The organism is Sphingobacterium corticibacter (assembly GCF_003076635.1).
In the GTDB taxonomy this organism is placed as follows: domain Bacteria; phylum Bacteroidota; class Bacteroidia; order Sphingobacteriales; family Sphingobacteriaceae; genus Sphingobacterium; species Sphingobacterium corticibacter.
The window spans coordinates 291,676-310,187 of sequence record NZ_QDKG01000002.1 but is presented as its reverse complement, the minus strand read 5'-3'; the positions used below and the strand labels follow the sequence as shown (position 1 = coordinate 310,187).

Sequence of the window (18,512 nt, the reverse complement as noted above, 5' to 3'; positions counted from 1 at the left end):
TAAGTCTGCTCCCTGGTTGTCAGATTTCTGCAAAAGTTGCGTGTCAAGCTGTCAGGATATCCGCATCTCACATTTCGGCAAATTTGCCTAATTTTAAACCATGAGAGCAGTCATTCAGCGGGTCAATTATGCCGCGTGCCATGTAGATGGTGTCGAAACGGGAGCCATCAAACAGGGATTATTGGTTTTGCTAGGAGTGGAAGAGGCAGATGGAGACGAAGATGCCGCATGGCTGGCCGCCAAGATTTGTAGTATGCGCATATTTTCCGACGATCAAGGGTTGATGAATCGCTCCCTGCAAGATGTGAGCGGCGGCTTATTACTCATTTCGCAATTCACCTTGTACGCGCAAACCAAGAAAGGTAATCGGCCATCTTTTATTCGTGCGGCGAAGCCAGATAAGGCAAAGCCCATGTATGAAGATATGATTCTGCGCTGTAGCGAACTGTTAGGCCAACCGGTGCAAACAGGAATTTTTGGGGCAGATATGAAGATCAGTCTGGAGAATGATGGACCGGTGACGATTATGATGAACACCAAAGACAAAGAGAATTTTTAATAGGAAACACACAACACTATAAATATGACGATCGAGCAAGCACAAACCAAAGTAGACGAATGGATCAATACGACAGGCATTCGTTATTTCAACGAATTAACGAATACGGCTATGCTGATGGAAGAGGTGGGAGAAGTAGCGCGCATTATGGCGCGTCAATACGGAGAGCAATCGTTTAAAGCTTCCGACAAAGAGGTGAATCTGGCGGATGAGATGGCCGATGTGCTTTTTGTATTAATCTGTTTGGCCAATCAAACTGGCATTAACCTCACCGAAGCATTGCAAAAGAACTTGGAAAAGAAAACCGTACGCGATGCGGATCGTCACGCCAATAACGAGAAGCTCAAATAATCAAATACCAACAAGCACCTAAGACAGATGAAAATGGTAGCTCACATATTAGTCGCAGTGTTGTTTTTCAGCTCCTGTCAGCACGAGAGCAATATGCAACAATACCGTGCGGAAGATTTTTTTCAGGATGACTACTTGAAGATAGCTAAGGCCATTGAATCGGAAGATACTCTACGACTTAAAAAACTCGCAGAAGGGCAAGACCTTTCGCTGAAAGGCAAAAAAGATATGGACTTGCTGTGGTTTGCTATTTTTAATAAAAAATTTGATGCGATCACCGCGTTGATAGAGTTAGGTGTGAACCCAGATGAGCAAATTGCGCAAGGGTTGGGTAGTGCCTTGGAGGCGACATTTATGAAACATGATGACACGCGTTTTTTGAAGGCCATGCTAGATGGCGGATTAAGTCCAAACCATATTTATCCGCGTAGAAAACTCATGCTTCAACGCGGCGTGTTTGGCGGTCTCGATCACGTGAAGTTGCTACTTTCGCACGGCGCTCGTATCAATGATCAGGACAGTATGGGAGGCACAGCCTTGTATGAGTCGACGACAAGCGTAAAACCAGCAATCACAGCTTATCTGATTGAGCAAGGAGCTGATATCCACCTGGCAACCGTCAATGGTGTAACGCCCATCTGGTCGATATATCAAGCCATTGAAGAGATGAACCCTAACAATCCTTTGCGCGAGCAGTTTGTGCAAGTGCGTGATCAGCTTATTGACAAAGGGATCGCTTGGCCGCCTCTTTCACCCGTTGAAGTACGGGAGCAAATGCGCGAAAGAGGCGAGAAAGTAGTGATTCCCAAAGGTCAGTCACGTTAAAGCAGGCATTCGTATTTAAATAATGACGCTATTGGCCAAACGATTTAATCATAGTGATAGGCAAATGAAAGTTATGCTATTTCATGGACTTTACTTTTATCATTTTGCAACAACGATTTATGCTGCACTGCCCAATCTTCCAACTGTCTCCACACGGGAACTAAACCAATAGCAATATCCGTCAATTCATAATCCACTCGAGGCGGAACTTCCGCATAGACGGTACGTTTTACTAAACCATCTTTTTCCAGTTCACGTAGCTGTAAGGCAAGCATACGCTCGGTAATCTCTGGGATACATCTTTTTATCTCACTGAAACGTAGTTTGCCCTTTTCCAGTTTGCATAAAATCATTAATTTCCATCGCCCACCTATTTTACATATCGCATACATCAAGTCACATTCCATAATGACTTTTTCATTCAACCTATTCGTTGAATTTTCCTTTCTCTTCCCCATTACTTACAAATTTGTGTGTACCTCACAAATGGTGGTGTACCCAGCAAATGTAATATTTAAACAACAGTTTTGCAGCTCATTTTAAAAGAGCTTATTGTGATGAAAAAATATGCATACATCGGCAGCCTTGGTTTTGTAGGAATCATTACCACCGAATTTGGAGTCATTGGGATTTTACCTCAAATCGCCGAGCACTATGGTATCAGCATCGATAAGGCAGGGTATTTATTAAGCGTATTTGCATTGGTGATTGCGATCACCGGACCATTTATGACCTTATTGGTGTCTGGTTTTGACCGAAAAAAAATAATGGTAACCGCAATTTCTATTTTTGTGCTTACGGGCGTGGTTTCATTTTTTTCTCCGCCGTTCTGGTTATTGATGCTGGTTCGGGTGTTGCCCGCGTTTCTGCAACCCGTCTACATTGCAACGGCTTTGGCCGTAGCGATCTCCAAGGCAGATAAAGAGCATGAAAATGAATTGATGGGAATTGTGTTCAGCGGCGTTGCCTTTGCGATGGTGACTACGGTTCCATTTGCTACTTGGCTGGCAAGTATGTGGTCTTGGGAATATTCTTTTCTGGTGCAGGCAATCGTTAGTATCATTGCGTTGGCAAGCATTTATTTTGTATTGCCACCGATGCCCGTCAAAGAAAAGAAGTCATATGGAAGCCAATTGAAGATTCTTACAAAACCGACTTTTATAGTTAGTACAGCCATGAATCTCTTTATGATAACGGCTTGGTTTTCTACTTACAGCTATTTTGCTGAATACCTGAACAAAGCAAAGGGAATGGATAATACCATGATCAGTTATATGATGCTTGTTTTTGGGGTCATTGGTCTTTTGTCGATGAAGGTTGCGGGAAAGATGTTGAATAAGAACGTAACTAAGACCACCGCTTTTTTTCTTTCTGGAACTATTCTGACGCCGATTCTCCTGCATTTTTCGGGAGGCAATACTTTTGCAACTATTCTGGTTATAGGTATTTGGGGCTTTCTTTATTCGCCTAGCTTCTTGAATGCTTCTACTTATATGATTTCTTCGGTACCTGGTAGCTTAGAGTTTGCGAATAGTTTAGCAACATCATTTGGTAATTTGGGAGTAACACTTGGAACAACTATCGGAGGGTGGATAATTATGACCAAAGGCGTCGCTTATAATCCTTGGATAGGTTTTGTTTTTGGCGTTTTGGCTTTCCTAATGATTGGAATAAGAAGTTTGCTGGAATTAAAAACTCAAAGTAAAATGAGTAAATAATAACGACCCCTTTGGTAGACCATCAAGTTACAAAACAATATTTTTTGTACCTTGATGCCTTAGGTCAAGTCCAGCACAGCGAACGCGTAGTGAAGTAACGCGAACCGTTGTACAAAAAGGATATACACTTGTAAGCTAATACCAACAAGCAAACAACAGACATGAAAATACTATCTCACTTATTAATAGCGTTCTTGTTGTTCAGTTCGTGTCAGAACTCCAACAATCAGCATTCCGCACAAACAAACGAATTCGAACACGGTGCTGTCGTCGCAGCTCATCCATTGGCGTCTGATGTGGGTGTGCAAATCTTAAAAGAGGGCGGTAATGCCATTGATGCGGCTATTGCGGTTCAATTTGCTTTGGCCGTCGTATATCCTAATGCGGGCAACATCGGCGGTGGTGGTTTTATGCTGTACAGAAGTCATGACGGCAATGTAGATGCATTAGATTTTCGAGAGAAAGCGCCGGAAAAGTCTGACAAAGACATGTACTTGGATGCCGACGGGAATGCGATTACAGATTTAAGCCTGTATGGACAGCTGGCTGCAGGCGTACCGGGCACCGTTGCTGGAATGGTTGCTGCACACGAGAAATATGGCTCGATGGATTGGAAAGCCCTCGTTGCGCCAGCCATTAAACTCGCCAAAGAAGGTTTTCAAATTACGAGCATGCAAGCCGCCGAATTTAATAAACATCAGGAGCTTTTTTCGAAACTCAATGTCGATGGCGCAGCGATTATCCGTAGCGAAGCATGGAAAGAGGGCGATGTATTTCAGCAACCCGAATTGGCTAGCACCTTGGAGCGCGTAGCGAATGAAGGGCGGGATGGTTTTTACAAAGGCGAGACCGCCGATCATATTGTGAAAGAAATGCAGCGTGGCAACGGTATTATGAGCAAAGCGGATCTGGAGAATTATCAAGCCGTATGGCGCAAACCAGTAGAAGGAATGTATCGCGGTCACCGCGTGATCTCTATGCCACCACCATCGAGTGGCGGTGCGGCGCTAATTGCCTTATTGCAATCGGTGGAGTTGTATCCATTGACCGATTGGGGTTTTCAAAGTGATTCCGCGGTACGCGTGATTGTAGAGGCCGAACGACGGGTTTACGCAGATCGCGCGACGCACATGGGCGATCCGGATTTTCATCGCGTGCCGATGAAGGAATTGATGGATAATGACCGTAATAAAGCGCGCATGAAAGCAATCAACTTCGCCAAAGCGACACCAAGCAGCGAAGTTTTGGCATCTAAATTTGCGGGCTACGAGTCGGAAGAAACGACGCATTATTGTATCGTCGATAAAGAGGGCAATGCGGTTTCGCTCACCACTACCTTGAATGGCGCTTACGGTGCTGGCGTGTGGGTAAAAGGCGCTGGTTTTTTATTAAACAACGAGATGGACGATTTTTCGGTGAAACCTGGCGTGCCTAATTTATACGGCCTAGTTGGCGGCAAGGCCAATGCTATTGCGCCAAATAAACGCATGCTGAGTTCGATGACGCCAACAATCGTGGAGAAAGAAGGTAAGCTATTTATGGTCGTCGGGACACCAGGAGGTTCTACGATTATTACATCGGTATTTCAAACCATTACCAACGTGATCGATTACGGGATGAACGCGCAAGAATCGGTTTCTGCTTCGCGATTTCATCATCAATGGCTGCCCGATCAGATTGATGTGGAAGATGCCGCTATCAAAGCTGATACACGCAAAAGCTTGGAGCAAGCTGGTTACAAATTCCACGAACGTGGAAATATCGGTCGCGTGGAGAATATTATTGTGTTGCCTAATGGTAAATTGCAAACTGGCGCAGATCCGCGCGGGGATGATGTAGCGAGGGGGTATTGATTTTAGATGTTAGTATCTAGTATTGAGAGATTAGTATTGCGTATTGAGATGTTAGTATTGCCCTCGAGCCGGGCGGGCTCATACTTTTTCTCCGCGAAAAAGTATGCAAAAACCTCGCCGCTGACCGTATTGGCACAACGTCCGTGCATCCTAGTGCAATTGCCAATCCGCTAATGCGGCATTTTATGAGTTGGAAAGTTACTGCTTCAACCGACCTAGCGTTTCGGCTGCGTCCAGCCGTCCGATAGCAAATCCGTGAAGAACAAAAATCTGTTTGAGCTTGCCCTTGAGCCGGGCGGGCTCATACTTTTTCTCCGTAAAAAAGTATGCAAAAACCTCGCCGCTGACCGTATTGGCACAACGTCCGTGCATCCTAGTGCAATTGCCAATCCGCTAAGGCGGCATTTTGACGGAATGGGGAGTTGCTGCTTCAACCGACCTAGCGTTCCGGCTGCGTCCAGCCGTCTGAAAGGAATCCGTAAAGAACAAAAATCTGTTTGTGCTTGCCCTCGAGCCGGGCGGGCTCATACTTTTTCTCCGTAAAAAAGTATGCAAAAACCTCGCCGCTGACCGTATTGGCACAACGTCCGTGCATCCTAGTGCAATTGCCAATCCGCTAATGCGGCATTTTATGAGTTGGAAAGTTACTGATTCAACCGACCTAGCGTTCCGACTACGTCCAGCCGTCTGAAAGCAAATCCGTAAAGAACAAAAATCTGTTTGAGCGTAGCGAGTTTATTTAGCTGCGCTGAGCACTTCGTGGTTTTGTTTAGGATTTCTGAGGACTGGTAGCAGTAAGGGACGCAGTCTTGATTTTTGCCAAACTTTTTATCAAGAAAAAGTTTGAATAAAAACACTTACTGTAACTTCTGATGTGTACGCCACCACAAATCCGGCATTTCGCCATCTACGGCCAATTGATAATCTTCGTATCGGCAGGGAACCAAGAAAAATCGTTCGTTCACCGATTTGGTACCGAAATATGGAACCTGCATCCACCAACGATCTGATTTTTTACTCTTCACGAACACCAATTCATAGTCGTCGCTTTCTAATGAAGTGCGATAGATAATATAATTGGATTTCGGGTACATTGGCGCATCGCCCTTACGCGAATAGAAACCATCTACAAAACACCAAATCATCTGAGCGACCAACATCGCGCTATGTCCCATTGGATCGAATGTTGGGTTGAACTCATAGAATCCCACCGACGAACATTTGTCGGACATGCCCGCATAGCGCGCTAGCTGACAAGCTTCATCGCCATATAATCCATTCGGTGTTGCATTCGCATTGCCACCTGCTTCCGAAGCGCGAATCGCACCCATATCAAAGCTCACCATATCCGCTGCGCGGATCAAGGGTTCGGACTGGTCCAGTTTTCCGGTAATTGCGCCAAGGCGCATGGTGTTGAAAAACAACTTATTGTACATGTTGATTGACTCCTTGCTCACCAAATACGTTTGATAGGCGATATTGCTCAGGCTAAATAAATAATCTGGCTGGTGCAAGATGATGTGATTAAGATATGTCGTGGAGTTCAAGGTCGTATTCTCATCACTTTCTTGATCTAGGTCAAATCGAGAATCGATCACCGCTACCTCAACTTTTTGCTCTAGATTTTCATAACCTTGATACTGTGCGTAGGTCAGATCCTGTCCGCCACCAATAATCACGGGTACGATCTGCATTTTCACCAATTCCTCTACCACATTACGTAGTGCCGCGTATGTATCTTCGATACGTGCACCTGCTTTGATATTTCCTAAATCAACAATGCGTAGCGTATAATCGCCTTCATAGAGTTCATACAAATGCTTACGCACTTCGTTCGGTGCTTTCGCAGTTCCACGGTTATTCACCGCGGCGCGATCCTCTTCCACGCCCACAATAGCCAGATGCGGTCTGGTATCGGCATCCTCCAAATCAGGGAAGCTTTCTTCGTAACGTGTGATGGTTTTGCCGAGTTGTGAATTAAGAAAATCTGTCGTAGACGTAATTTCAGAAAGGATTATCGGTTGAAAAAAATCTGCTAAAGTCATGAATATGGTGATGCTAAAAGTACTTTACGTAAATAAATCGCTTTTGTTTACTACAAAGATGCACTTATTCCTTCGCTTTTGCTCCCACAAATAAGCATTTGCATGGTATGTATAATTACTATACTTTTGAAGGAAGCAATGTCAAACACCTAGGTAGAAGATGATTTTAGTAACTGGAGGAACCGGTTTTTTGGGATCTGTATTGATCAAAAAGTTGATAGATGCAGGGCATAGCGTCATCGCTCTAAAGCGACCACAATCCATTATACCCGATGCACTAAAAGCATCTTCTTTGGTACAATGGGAAGATGCCGATATCACCGATTATTTCGCTTTACAGGAAGTGTTTTCAGGTATTAAGTATGTGTACCATTGTGCGGCGATGATTTCCAATCAATCGAAAGATGCTGCCCAGATCACTCAAATCAATCGAGAAGGTACTAAGCATATCGTAAATCTGTGTGTAGAGCATCGGGCACGCTTGGTGCATGTAAGTTCCATAGCAGCACTTGGGTCCAACAAAAACGGACAGCCAGTTACTGAAGAGGCGAAATGGGAAATGACACGAAAAACTGCCCTATATTCTCGTGCGAAGCATGATGCGGAGATGGAAGTGTGGCGCGGGATGGAAGAAGATCTTGATGCCGTGATTGTCAATCCATCGATTATGATGGGCGTGGGACTGGGCAAAGGAAAAGTTGCCGCCAATGCCTTATTCGACCAAGTCAAAAAAGGACTGAAAATCTTTCCAATCGGCTCTGTTGGTATCGTTGATGTCACGGATGTGGCTAGTATTATGATTTGGCTGATGAATTCCAAAATTTCTGGCGAAAGATTCATATTAAACAGTGAGAATGTATTGTCACGCGATTTATTGACAGACATTAGCGCCTTAATGGGAAAACCAGCACCCACCATCCAAGCGAGCAAAACCTTAATGTCAATCGCATGGCGATTGGCCAAGGTAAAAGCGACGCTGTTCGGACAACCGTCGGCACTCACCAAATATGCCGCCAGGGCAGCTTCCGAAAAATTGAGCTACGATAATTCCAAGATCACTCGACTTACTGCCCATCAATTCGTGCCAGTAGCCGAAACCCTTAAGAATGTATACCAGGCATATTATGCCAAATAATCCATACGGAGCGTGAAAAATTATTATATCATTGATTTCGACAGCACCTTTACACAAGTAGAAGCGCTGGACGAATTAGCCAGAATATCTCTAGAAGGAAGTCCCGAACAAGAAAGCGTATACCGCGAAATAGAACGCTATACCAATTTGGCGATGGAAGGAAAGATCTCCTTTCGCGAAAGCCTTACTGGCCGAATCAGCTTATTGAAAGCAAATAGAACCCATCTGGATCAATTGATCAAACACCTCAAAAAGAAGGTTTCCAAATCTTTTGATCGGAATCGTGCTTTCTTTCAAGCCAACGCCGATACGGCATGGATTGTATCGGGTGGATTTAAGGAGTTTATTACGCCTGTCGTGGCGCCGTACGGTATCAAGACCGAGAATATTTATGCCAATACCTTCTTATTTGATGATGAAGGAAATATTGTGGGCTACGACGATACCAATCCACTTTCTGATGAAGGGGGCAAGGTGAAATTGCTGAAAGAGCTCAACGTACAAGGCCGATTGTTCGGTATTGGTGATGGTTATTCCGATTTCCAGTTGAAGGAATCTGGATTGATCGAACGATTCTATGCGTTTACGGAGAATATTGCACGCCAATCCGTCACCGAGAAAGCAGATCACGTCACGCCAAGTTTTGATGAGTTTCTGTATGTCAATGATTTACCACGTGCGATCTCGTATCCGAAAAATCGAATTCTCTGCCTAATTATTGGCAATGTACCCAATGTGGCCGCCGAGATATTGAAGAATGATGGCTTTTCAGTCCGTATCAAAGATAGCTTTGAGGAGAAATACGTGAAGGATGTTGGTATGTTGCTTCTGGGAGATAATGTCTCAATCGATCCCAATCAGCTACGCCGAGCTAATAAGCTGAAAGTTTTAGGCTACTTAGGCGATGTAAAAGGCAATGTGTCGCGCACGGTATGTTGCGAAAAAGGCGTGGTGATTTTTGATGATAAACGCCATAAAAAACGCAATGCCGAATTTATTCCGCGTCGCATGGCAGATTTCATCAATCATGGCGATACCTATATGAGTCGCAATTTCCCAGCGATGACTTTACCGAAGTTGAAACACGCGCACCGCTTGATTCACATTCACAAGAACGTACCGGGCATTATGGCGCAGATCAATAAGGTGTATGCAGAAAATGAAGTCAATATTTTCTCTCAGTTTCTGATGACCAAAGATGAAATTGGCTACGCCATCACCGATGTCGATGCGCAGTATGATAAGGAAATGTTGAAACAACTGAAGCAGATCGATAATACGATCAAGTTCCGAATACTATACAAATAAGCCGATTACTCCAAGAGGATGCTTAGGTCTTCGCGGGATAAGGATTTTACGAAACTCTCTTCTGTCGTGATCAACGCGGAAGAGAGTTTCTTTTTGCGGTTTTGTAAGGACACAATCTTCTCTTCAACGCTATCTTTACTGATGAAGCGGTAGATAAACACATTGCGCTCTTGGCCAATGCGATGGCTGCGGTCAATGGCTTGCTGCTCCACCGCTGGATTCCACCACGGATCTAGAATAAATACATAATCTGCCTCCGTCAGATTCAGACCCACGCCACCCGCTTTGATCGAAATCAGAAAGATACGTGTTTCCGCATCGTTTTTAAACTGATTCACCGCCGCTTCGCGATCTTTCGTGCCACCATCCAAGTAAGCGTATTTCGTTTTCTTGCGGTCGAAATGCTGGCGGAAAATATCCAAATGCTTCACAAACTGAGAGAAGATCAAGATCTTGCTATCTTGCGTAGGTACGGATTCTAACATTTCCAGTACCGCATCAAATTTTCCTGAGCCGTCGGCATATTCCTGATCTACCATGTGCGGATGATTGGCCAGCTGCCGCAATTTCATCAAACCCTGCAACAAGGTCATCTGACTGTTTTCACCTGCCGCAGGTTCGTCCAAGAGGACATTGCGATAAGCCGATTTCGTGCTGTCGTACAATTCCGCTTGCTTGTCATTCATCGCGCAATACACGATTTGCTCCGTTTTAGAAGGTAGTTCTGTAGCCACCTGATTCTTCGTGCGGCGTAGGATGAATGGTTTGATCATCGCTTGCAGGCGTTGCGCACGATCCTCATCCTTCTTTTTCTCGATCGGAATCACAAATTCCTCTTGGAAATAATGGTAATTGCCCAATAATCCGGGATTCGAAAAGTGCATCTGCGTCCAAAGATCGGCTACCGAGTTTTCGATCGGAGTACCGGTGAGTGCCAAGCGATGTTTGCTCCGCAAAGTTTTGATGGCTTTAAATGATTTCGATCGCGGGTTTTTAATATGCTGACTCTCGTCGAGAATGATGTAATCGAAGAAGAATGCGCTAAACAATGCCTCATCACTTCTGACCACACCATAGGTGGTAATTACCAGATCGTAGTGCGTAAATGCGAAAGAATCTTTGGTACGTGCATAGCCGGTGTGCAGCAGCACGCGGAGTTTGGGCGCAAAACGAGCGGCTTCTTTCTGCCAATTGTACAATAAGGACGTCGGCAAAATAAGCAAAGAGGTAACCGCATGTTCGCCTTCGGCGCGGTTTTCTTTTTGCCGTTGCAGTAGCGCAATAGTTTGTACGGTCTTTCCCAATCCCATATCATCCGCCAAAATACCGCCAAAACGATATTGCTGCAAGAAGTGAAACCAGTTGTAGCCCGCCTGCTGATAAGCGCGTAATTGTCCTTTGAAATGCAGCGGCGGTGGCATCTGCTCAATCTCTTCAAACGAGTTTAGTTTCTCCAATTTACGTTGGAAAGAAACCATCGCATGTTCGCTGATGTCTTGTAGAATGCCGACATGCATTCTATTCAGTTTCAATCCATCGGTGGAGTTGGAGAAATGGAATAAGTGTTCGTACTGTGCAAACCAAGCTTCGGGAATCACCGCAATCTCGCCATTTGGTAGTACAAACTCGTGAATCCTATTCAGGATATGATCGCGCAATTGCACGAATGGAATCTTGTAAGACCCAAAAGAAACGAAAGCTTGTAGATCAAACCAATCATTGTTTTCCTCCACCGTCATGTCGACGCTGGCCAAGCCCAGAAAGAATCGTTTCGCACCGGTTTGTTGCTCGACGACAAAGCCCAATTCTTTTAACTGTTCTATATGCTTGTTCAACCACTCGAAGATCGAAAAGCTGTGTTCACCTGAAGCAGCGGCTACGCCGAATGAGCCGAAGAGGCGATCTTTGGATTGTAAACCCAATTCGATCAGCGCAGTTTCTTGCTTTTGCTCCCATTTCACCGATCGTTTGATCCGGGTGAAGGTGTACGTATCTTGCTCTTCATCATGTTGCAAACGAACCGTGATCGAGCGTTCGATGCTAGGCGGAAACGTATAGTCACCATAGCGAAAGCTCAATTCCACTTGTGGAGCTTGGCCTTCCGCGTAGCGAATGGTTAAGATCGGCACGGCATCTTCTTTCATGGTTTTGATGTCAAAACCTTCTGCATAGACATTATGACGCTCGATGAGGTTGGTCACGAAGGTTTCAAAATACTTCTTTTCCGTATTGCGAGGAACCGATATAAAACGCTTTTGTAAGAATGGGCTGAGCTTCTTGCCGTCTAGCGGTTGATCAAAATGATACAAGGTGCCTTCGAGTAACAACCAAGCTTGTTCTTGTATAATGACACTTGCATCTTTATACATAAACTCCATGCGGTGTCCTTGGTATTTGATGGTCGGGAAATAGCGCGTTTCTTCTTCATTTCTTCTGAAATGAAATAGGATAGAAGCAGGTTCTTGCGCAATTTGCAATCTCGTTTCGGCCGGATAACCATCTTTTTTGCTCATTAGATAGAGCGGACGGCCTTCCAGTTTGTCGAGTACTTTGAGCAATCGTTGTTCGATCTTTGGGCGAACAAACTGATATATTTTTTGATCGAATATCTTGGTGAAATAATCTGCCGGACGAATCGGTTTTTTGTGATACCGCTTGATGATATGTGTTTGCTCGACTTCATCGAGCAAGCGAATCATCTCCATATCTGCATCAGATAATCCTGCAGCGTACTCCGCAGCCGTATTGCTAAACACTCTTTTATAAGTAAGTGATAGCGATCCATTGCTATTGAGCTGCACCACATGCGGCTCGATGAGGTAGCCCAAATAAGGGTGCTCACCCAAAGAGTAAATTAATCGAAAAGGAAGATTGGAATCAACTTGCTGCATGAAATGATTGTAGTGCTGTCTCGCAAAAAAGACCACTAATATACCATTCTCCTGCTAGAGTTTAAAATTCGCCCTGAAATACCGATTTGGCAGGGCCGTGCAACCACACATTGGTAAAGGTATCTCCTTGTTTGTCGAAGGCAATGCGTAATTGGCCACCTAATACACGAATACCAATTTCTTGATGTCCTTCGCGTTCTTCTTGCAGGGCAATGGCCATCGCTGCGGCCGTCGCGCCAGTACCACAAGCAAATGTTTCATCTTCTACGCCACGTTCGAAAGTACGACAGAAATAGGCATCTTCTCCCTCTTTCTCCACAAAGTTGACGTTGATACCTTCGGTTTTGTAGGTTTCATTATTTCGAATCGCCCCACCGACTGTGAAGACATCTAAATCTGCCAGCCCCGATACGAATTCTACGTAGTGCGGAGATCCAGTTTGCAAGATATACGCTTCGCCATCGCGAGCGAAATTGTTCACGTCTATCATGCCAAGTTGTACTTGCTCGGCTTGGATATTGGCATGATGTAAGCCGTCAACTGCCATAAAGACAGTGTCTTGCTCAATAACGCCAAGATCACGGGCAAAAGCAACAATACAGCGTCCGCCATTGCCGCACATCGAACCTTTTTGACCGTCTGCGTTATAGTAAATCATGTCGAAATCAGACCTGATATCAGAATTTTTTGTATACTCCAATAGCATCAGACCATCAGCACCGATACCAAAACGACGATCGCACATTTTGGCCACTAAATCATGGTTATTGTGGTCAAAACCGTTGTTGCGGTTATCAATTAAAATAAAATCGTTGCCTGCGCCTTGATATTTAGAGAATGCAATTTTTCTGCTCATGTCCTTTATAATATGCTACAAATTTAATAATCTTGTTACAAAAGAGACCAATATGGTTAAATCTTGTTAAAAGCGCATCAAACGCGTTTTTGATTAACATTATTTAACTGACAAAACTTGTACCAGCAGGCCGCATGGTATTACATTTGACTTAATCAAAACATCACCGGATTTGTAGCGGTGTTTATTTATGTTTCAACAATTAAAATCATTATGAAAAAAATAGGAGCAACATTATTGGTAGCGGCGATAGGAGGAGCTATCGCATTGGGGGGCTATAAGCTCTTCGAGAATCGGCAGCTGGATCGGATGACTTTCGAGGAACAGCAGAAAGTTTTCTATGCGAATAATCCAGGTGCAGAAATTATGTCTTCTACCGGAAATCCTGATTTTACCCAAGCGGCAGCAGCTGTGACACCAGGTGTAGTGCATATTACGGTGACGTCTACAGCGCGTGGTTCGCAACGTGGCGGAGGTGAGCCATTTGATCTTTTCGAGGAGTTCTTTGGTATGCCACAACAACGCAGACAACAACAGCCACGTCAATCTACGGGATCTGGCTCTGGTGTGATTATCTCGCCAGATGGTTACATCGTGACGAATAATCACGTGGTACAAGATGCAGACAAGATCGAAGTAAAACTGACCGACAAACGTACGTTTGAAGCGAAAGTAATTGGTCGCGATGCGAATACGGATTTAGCATTAATCAAAGTTAGTGGCAGCAATTTGCCAATCGTAAAGCTGGGTGATTCAGATAATGTGCAAGTAGGTGAGTGGGTTTTAGCCGTTGGTTATCCTCTTGGTTTAGAATCGACAGTTACCGCAGGTATTGTGAGTGCAAAAGGCCGTCAGATCGGTATTTTGGGTGAATCGCAGCAGCAACAACAACGTCCACGTGGATTTGGTAGTCCGCAGGAACAGCAAGAGCTGATGGTGAATACGGCGATCGAATCCTTTATTCAAACAGATGCGGTAATCAATCGCGGTAACAGTGGTGGTGCCTTGGTAAATGCACGCGGCGAATTGGTTGCGATCAACTCGGCGATTGCTTCTCCGACAGGTGTATACGCTGGTTATGGTTTTGCTATTCCGATCAACTTAGCCAAAAAAGTATTGGATGATTTCAAAGAATTTGGTAGCGTAAAACGTGGTTATGTAGGCGTTACTTTCACGGAAATCAATGCAGCGACTCGCGAAGAGTTTGGTATTGATGATGTGTCCGGTCTTTATGTAAGAGATGTAGTAAAAGGTGGTGCAGCAGAAGCCGCAGGTATCAAACGTGGCGACGTACTAACAAAAATCGAAGGACGTACGATTGAGTCAACTCCAGATTTACAAGAACGCGTAGCGAGACTCCGTCCTGGCGATAAGGTAAAATTGACGTACAAACGCGATAAAAAGGAGAAAGATGTTACGGTTACCTTGAAAGGTGAGGAAACCAAAACAGCAGCAGAATCTGAAGGTGGATCGGCTAGCGGTGCGGAGATCTTTAATAAGCTAGGAGCTAGCTTTGTGCCAGCAACCGATGCAAAGAAAAAAGAATTGGGCGTCAATTCTGGTGTAACGATCGCACAGGTACACCGTGGTGGATTGTTCGAGTACTTTGGCTATGAGTCTGGATTGGTGATCACTGAAATCAATGGCAAACCAGTGAACAATGTAGATGAGGTAGAAAGTGCTTTGTCCAACACACGTAGAAATATGATTAACATCGTGGCAGTGCCACGTAGAGGAAGCATTCGTGAAATGAATGTGCCCTTGCAACGATAAAAAGTAGATAGTTTCCATCCCAATGGAAGAGCCTCCCCGATTGGGGAGGCTTTCTTGTTATAGAGAAATTCGGCCATTGCGGCAGCGGAATTATAATATCTCCGCATAATGTAGTAATTTCGATCACCAACAAAAATGGACTAGCAATACATGAAGATATTAATGGTATGCTTGGGTAATATTTGCCGTTCGCCTTTGGCGCATGGCATTATGCAAGCAATGATAGATAAAGAAGGATTAGATTGGCAGGTGGATTCTGCCGGAACGGGCGATTGGCATGTTGGCCAAGCGCCGGACAGACGCTCTATTGCGACAGCAAAAAGCTACGGATTGGATATATCTACGCAACAAGCGCAATGGTTTCAACCGAATATGTTCGACCGCTTTGATAAGATTCTGGTGATGGATCGCCAGAATTACCGCGATGTAATTGACCAAGCTAAAACCGATGAACAACGCGATAAAGTGACATTATTCTTGCCCGAAGGCGAAGTGCCTGATCCGTATTTCGATGATACGATGTTTGAGCCAGTATATGATATGATTGCTGCACAAGCACAGGTTTTACTGAAAACTTGGCAATCCGAAAAGCAGGAGGACAAAGCATGAACGCCGGAGAAGTAAATAAGAAATGGGCACATCTGCAAGAGGTATTGGCCGAGCAGTTTGATATGGATATCCCCGACCTGAAGGTGATGTTGTTTCTAATCGGTGTGCAGGAGCTAGGAAAAGGTCCGCAGGAATTTTCGAAGAGACAGAAAGAAGAGCTGATGCATATTGCCAACTGTCGCTTGTTCAGCTCCATGGGTTTTTATGAATTAAAGGGCTTGGACGAAGAAGGTTGGCCGCACTGGGAATTGGTGAAGCCAATCCCCAATTACACGCTCATGGAGCAAGAATTAATTATCAAATCATTAATCATAGATTATTTTGAAGATGCACAGGTTATTTAAGGCTACGATACTGCTCGTTTTCGCGCTGTTATTGAGCAACAATGCGACGTATGCGCAATCACCTACTCACTATTATGTGGAGATCAAAACGGGGAAAGGCAATGCCATTTTGAAATTGTACAACGAGACGCCGCTGCACCGCGATAATATGGTGCGCTTGGTGCGCGCGAATTTTTACGATTCTTTATTGTTTCACCGCGTGATCAATCAGTTTATGATACAAGGTGGTGATCCGGGATCCAAGTTTGCCGTCGATAAACAAAGTTTGGGTGAAGGCGGACCAGGCTATGATGTGCCGGCAGAAATCCAAGAGCAATTGATTCACAAAAAAGGAGTCATTGGCGCTGCGCGCGATAATAACCCAGAGAAGAAATCTTCGGGTTCACAATTCTACTTGGTACAAGGCAAGAAGTATTCCGAGGCGGGGTTGGATTCTTTGGAAACCATGCGCTTGAAGAAAAAGTTGACACCGAAACAACGGGAAACCTATACTACAGTCGGTGGTGTGCCGCATCTGGATGGAGAGTACACCGTATACGGAGAAATCATTGATGGATTAGCCGTGGTAGATAGCATCGCCAAAGTGGAAACAGACGGGCGCGATCGCCCAGTGGCGAACGAACGGATGTCTATGCGTACGTTAACGCGTGACGAAGCGTTGAAAATCGAATTAGGAGCAGTTCCGAAGCGCGGCTTTTTTGCGCAGGTATTCTCTAAAGCACCGGCACAAGAATACACCCTAACACCGAGCAAGAAATAATCCATGAAAATCATCACCTATAACGTCAACGGAATACGTGCTGCGCTCAAAAAAGGCTGGCTCGAATGGTTGAAAACGGCTGCGCCGGATGTCATTTGCATTCAGGAAATCAAGGCCACACCGGATCAGGTTCCCGAATTGGTGTATCTCGAACAAATGGGTTACGAACATTATTGGTATCCAGCTCAGAAAAAAGGTTATAGCGGAACGGCCATCTTCACCCGCCGAACACCAAAGCAAGTTGTTTATGGTTGTGGGCACGAAGATTACGATTTCGAAGGCCGCATGATCCGCTTGGATTTTGAGGAGCTGTCGGTGATGAGCGTTTATTTCCCTTCGGGAACGACTGGCGATATTCGTCAAACGTTTAAATACCGTTTTCTGGACGATTTTCAGGCGTACAGCAACAAACTGGTCGAAGAACAACCCAAGCTCGTGGTGTGCGGAGATTTCAACATCTGTCACCGCGCGATCGACATTCACAATCCAAAGTCCAATGCCAATACTTCCGGCTTTTTGCCGCAGGAGCGCGAATGGATGGAGCAATATTTAGAATCGGGCTTTATTGATTCGTTTCGGCATCTCAATCCAGAGCCACATAATTATACCTGGTGGAGTTACCGCGCAGGATCGCGCGGCAAAAACTTAGGCTGGCGCATTGATTACAATATGGTATCCAAAGCGTTGGAAAACCAGATTGTCAGCTCGAGTATTATGGCAGAGGCGGTACACTCAGATCATTGTCCGACTGTAGTGGAATTGGCGCTATAGCAGCCGTTAATTCCATCTCAAAAAGCGAAGCAATATGACCTTTTAGCTTCGCTTTCACTTCTTCCATATCCAGTGCATAGCCCAGCTCGCGCTGCATGGAAGTCACATCTTTATCATCAATACCGCAAGGCACAATGTGGTTGAAATAATTCAGATCCGCATTCACATTGAACGCGAAACCGTGCATCGTTACCCAGCGCGAAGCGCGTACGCCCATTGCGCAGATCTTGCGCGCGCGATCATTGTCTGCATCAATCCAAACGCCCGTAAATCCGGGATATCTACCAGCTACAATGCCGTAATCGGCCAGTGTCAGTATGACCGCTTCTTCCAGCATTCGTAGGTATTTGTGAATATCGGTGAAGAAATTGTCCAAATCCAGGATCGGATATCCAACAATCTGTCCCGGTCCGTGGTATGTAATATCACCACCACGGTTGATCTTATAAAATGTCGCTTGGTGCTTTTGCAATCCTTCTTCGTCCAATAACAAATACTCCAAATGGCCGCTTTTACCCAATGTATACACGTGCGGATGCTCCGTGAAGATCAGGTAATTGGGCGTAGGATTTTCGGTGTTTTGCGTGCGATTCTGCAGCTTGGCTTCCAAGATTCCATTGAATACCGACTCTTGCCGATCCCACGCTTCTTGGTAATCCACCAAACCCCAATCGATAAATTGCGTTTGCTTGTTTTGCATGACCTTTCGTTTTT

17 protein-coding genes are annotated in these 18,512 nt (G+C 44.9%); 12 read left to right on the top strand and 5 right to left on the bottom strand.

The annotated features are described in order from the left end of the window. Positions 1 to 100: 100 nt before the first annotated feature. From dtd to DC487_RS07310, 3 genes are read left to right on the top strand one after another with little or no spacing between them, the layout of a single operon-like run. Positions 101 to 559 (top strand): D-aminoacyl-tRNA deacylase, encoded by a 459-nt coding sequence (gene dtd / locus DC487_RS07320; RefSeq protein WP_116775309.1) that lies wholly within the window; start codon positions 101 to 103, stop codon positions 557 to 559. A gap of 24 nt (positions 560 to 583) precedes the next feature. Next, the gene (locus DC487_RS07315; protein WP_116775308.1) at positions 584 to 910 is read left to right on the top strand and encodes a nucleotide pyrophosphohydrolase; all 327 of its coding nucleotides are present in this window, start codon (positions 584 to 586) and stop codon (positions 908 to 910) included. A 27-nt stretch (positions 911 to 937) separates the two neighbouring features. Continuing rightward, complete coding sequence (locus DC487_RS07310) at positions 938 to 1,735, top strand: ankyrin repeat domain-containing protein (RefSeq protein WP_133228449.1); 798 nt, start codon at positions 938 to 940, stop codon at positions 1,733 to 1,735. Positions 1,736 to 1,806: 71 nt separating this feature from the next. Here DC487_RS07310 and DC487_RS07305 read toward each other — a convergent pair whose 3' ends face one another. Beyond that, positions 1,807 to 2,127, bottom strand: a complete 321-nt coding sequence (locus DC487_RS07305) for a winged helix-turn-helix transcriptional regulator (protein ID WP_262508155.1) — start codon at positions 2,125 to 2,127, stop codon at positions 1,807 to 1,809. A 165-nt stretch (positions 2,128 to 2,292) separates the two neighbouring features. On the opposite strand from DC487_RS07305, the gene DC487_RS07300 reads away from it, so the two are divergent. Beyond that, the gene (locus tag DC487_RS07300; RefSeq protein ID WP_116775305.1) at positions 2,293 to 3,453 is read left to right on the top strand and encodes an MFS transporter; all 1,161 of its coding nucleotides are present in this window, start codon (positions 2,293 to 2,295) and stop codon (positions 3,451 to 3,453) included. Positions 3,454 to 3,614: 161 nt separating this feature from the next. Beyond that, positions 3,615 to 5,306, top strand: coding sequence for a gamma-glutamyltransferase (gene ggt / locus DC487_RS07295; RefSeq protein WP_116775304.1), 1,692 nt, complete (start codon positions 3,615 to 3,617; stop codon positions 5,304 to 5,306). Between the two features lie 857 nt (positions 5,307 to 6,163). On the opposite strand, the gene DC487_RS07285 is transcribed toward ggt, so the two are convergent. Further along, a complete protein-coding gene (locus tag DC487_RS07285; RefSeq protein ID WP_116775302.1) occupies positions 6,164 to 7,351 on the bottom strand; it encodes a formimidoylglutamase in 1,188 nt (395 codons plus the stop codon). Positions 7,352 to 7,511: 160 nt separating this feature from the next. On the opposite strand from DC487_RS07285, the gene DC487_RS07280 reads away from it, so the two are divergent. Further along, positions 7,512 to 8,486: an NAD-dependent epimerase/dehydratase family protein gene (locus DC487_RS07280; RefSeq protein ID WP_116775301.1), complete on the top strand. Its 975-nt coding sequence runs from the start codon at positions 7,512 to 7,514 to the stop codon at positions 8,484 to 8,486. 12 nt (positions 8,487 to 8,498) lie between these two features. Next, on the top strand, positions 8,499 to 9,794 hold the full coding sequence (locus tag DC487_RS07275; protein WP_116775300.1) for an HAD-IB family phosphatase: 1,296 nt from the start codon (positions 8,499 to 8,501) through the stop codon (positions 9,792 to 9,794). A 5-nt stretch (positions 9,795 to 9,799) separates the two neighbouring features. Here DC487_RS07275 and DC487_RS07270 read toward each other — a convergent pair whose 3' ends face one another. Both DC487_RS07270 and dapF read right to left on the bottom strand, forming a co-directional pair. Further along, positions 9,800 to 12,685: a DEAD/DEAH box helicase gene (locus DC487_RS07270; protein ID WP_116775299.1), complete on the bottom strand. Its 2,886-nt coding sequence runs from the start codon at positions 12,683 to 12,685 to the stop codon at positions 9,800 to 9,802. A 61-nt stretch (positions 12,686 to 12,746) separates the two neighbouring features. After that, on the bottom strand, positions 12,747 to 13,541 hold the full coding sequence (dapF, locus tag DC487_RS07265; RefSeq protein ID WP_116775298.1) for a diaminopimelate epimerase: 795 nt from the start codon (positions 13,539 to 13,541) through the stop codon (positions 12,747 to 12,749). 213 nt (positions 13,542 to 13,754) lie between these two features. Here dapF and DC487_RS07260 point away from each other — a divergent pair, with 213 nt between their 5' ends. From DC487_RS07260 to DC487_RS07240, 5 genes are all read left to right on the top strand, one after another. Continuing rightward, complete coding sequence (locus DC487_RS07260) at positions 13,755 to 15,314, top strand: Do family serine endopeptidase (protein WP_207774334.1); 1,560 nt, start codon at positions 13,755 to 13,757, stop codon at positions 15,312 to 15,314. 150 nt (positions 15,315 to 15,464) lie between these two features. After that, positions 15,465 to 15,923, top strand: coding sequence for a low molecular weight protein-tyrosine-phosphatase (locus tag DC487_RS07255; protein WP_116775297.1), 459 nt, complete (start codon positions 15,465 to 15,467; stop codon positions 15,921 to 15,923). Beyond that, a complete protein-coding gene (locus DC487_RS07250; protein ID WP_116775296.1) occupies positions 15,920 to 16,267 on the top strand; it encodes a hypothetical protein in 348 nt (115 codons plus the stop codon). The genes DC487_RS07255 and DC487_RS07250 overlap by 4 nt, the downstream gene beginning before the upstream one ends. Next, positions 16,251 to 17,027 (top strand): peptidylprolyl isomerase, encoded by a 777-nt coding sequence (locus tag DC487_RS07245; protein WP_116775295.1) that lies wholly within the window; start codon positions 16,251 to 16,253, stop codon positions 17,025 to 17,027. The genes DC487_RS07250 and DC487_RS07245 overlap by 17 nt, the downstream gene beginning before the upstream one ends. A gap of 3 nt (positions 17,028 to 17,030) precedes the next feature. Further along, complete coding sequence (locus DC487_RS07240; RefSeq protein ID WP_116775294.1) at positions 17,031 to 17,798, top strand: exodeoxyribonuclease III; 768 nt, start codon at positions 17,031 to 17,033, stop codon at positions 17,796 to 17,798. On the opposite strand, the gene lipB is transcribed toward DC487_RS07240, so the two are convergent. Further along, positions 17,740 to 18,498, bottom strand: a complete 759-nt coding sequence (gene lipB / locus DC487_RS07235) for a lipoyl(octanoyl) transferase LipB (protein ID WP_116775293.1) — start codon at positions 18,496 to 18,498, stop codon at positions 17,740 to 17,742. The two genes, DC487_RS07240 and lipB, sit on opposite strands and share 59 nt — an antisense overlap. Between the last annotated feature and the right edge of the window lie 14 nt (positions 18,499 to 18,512).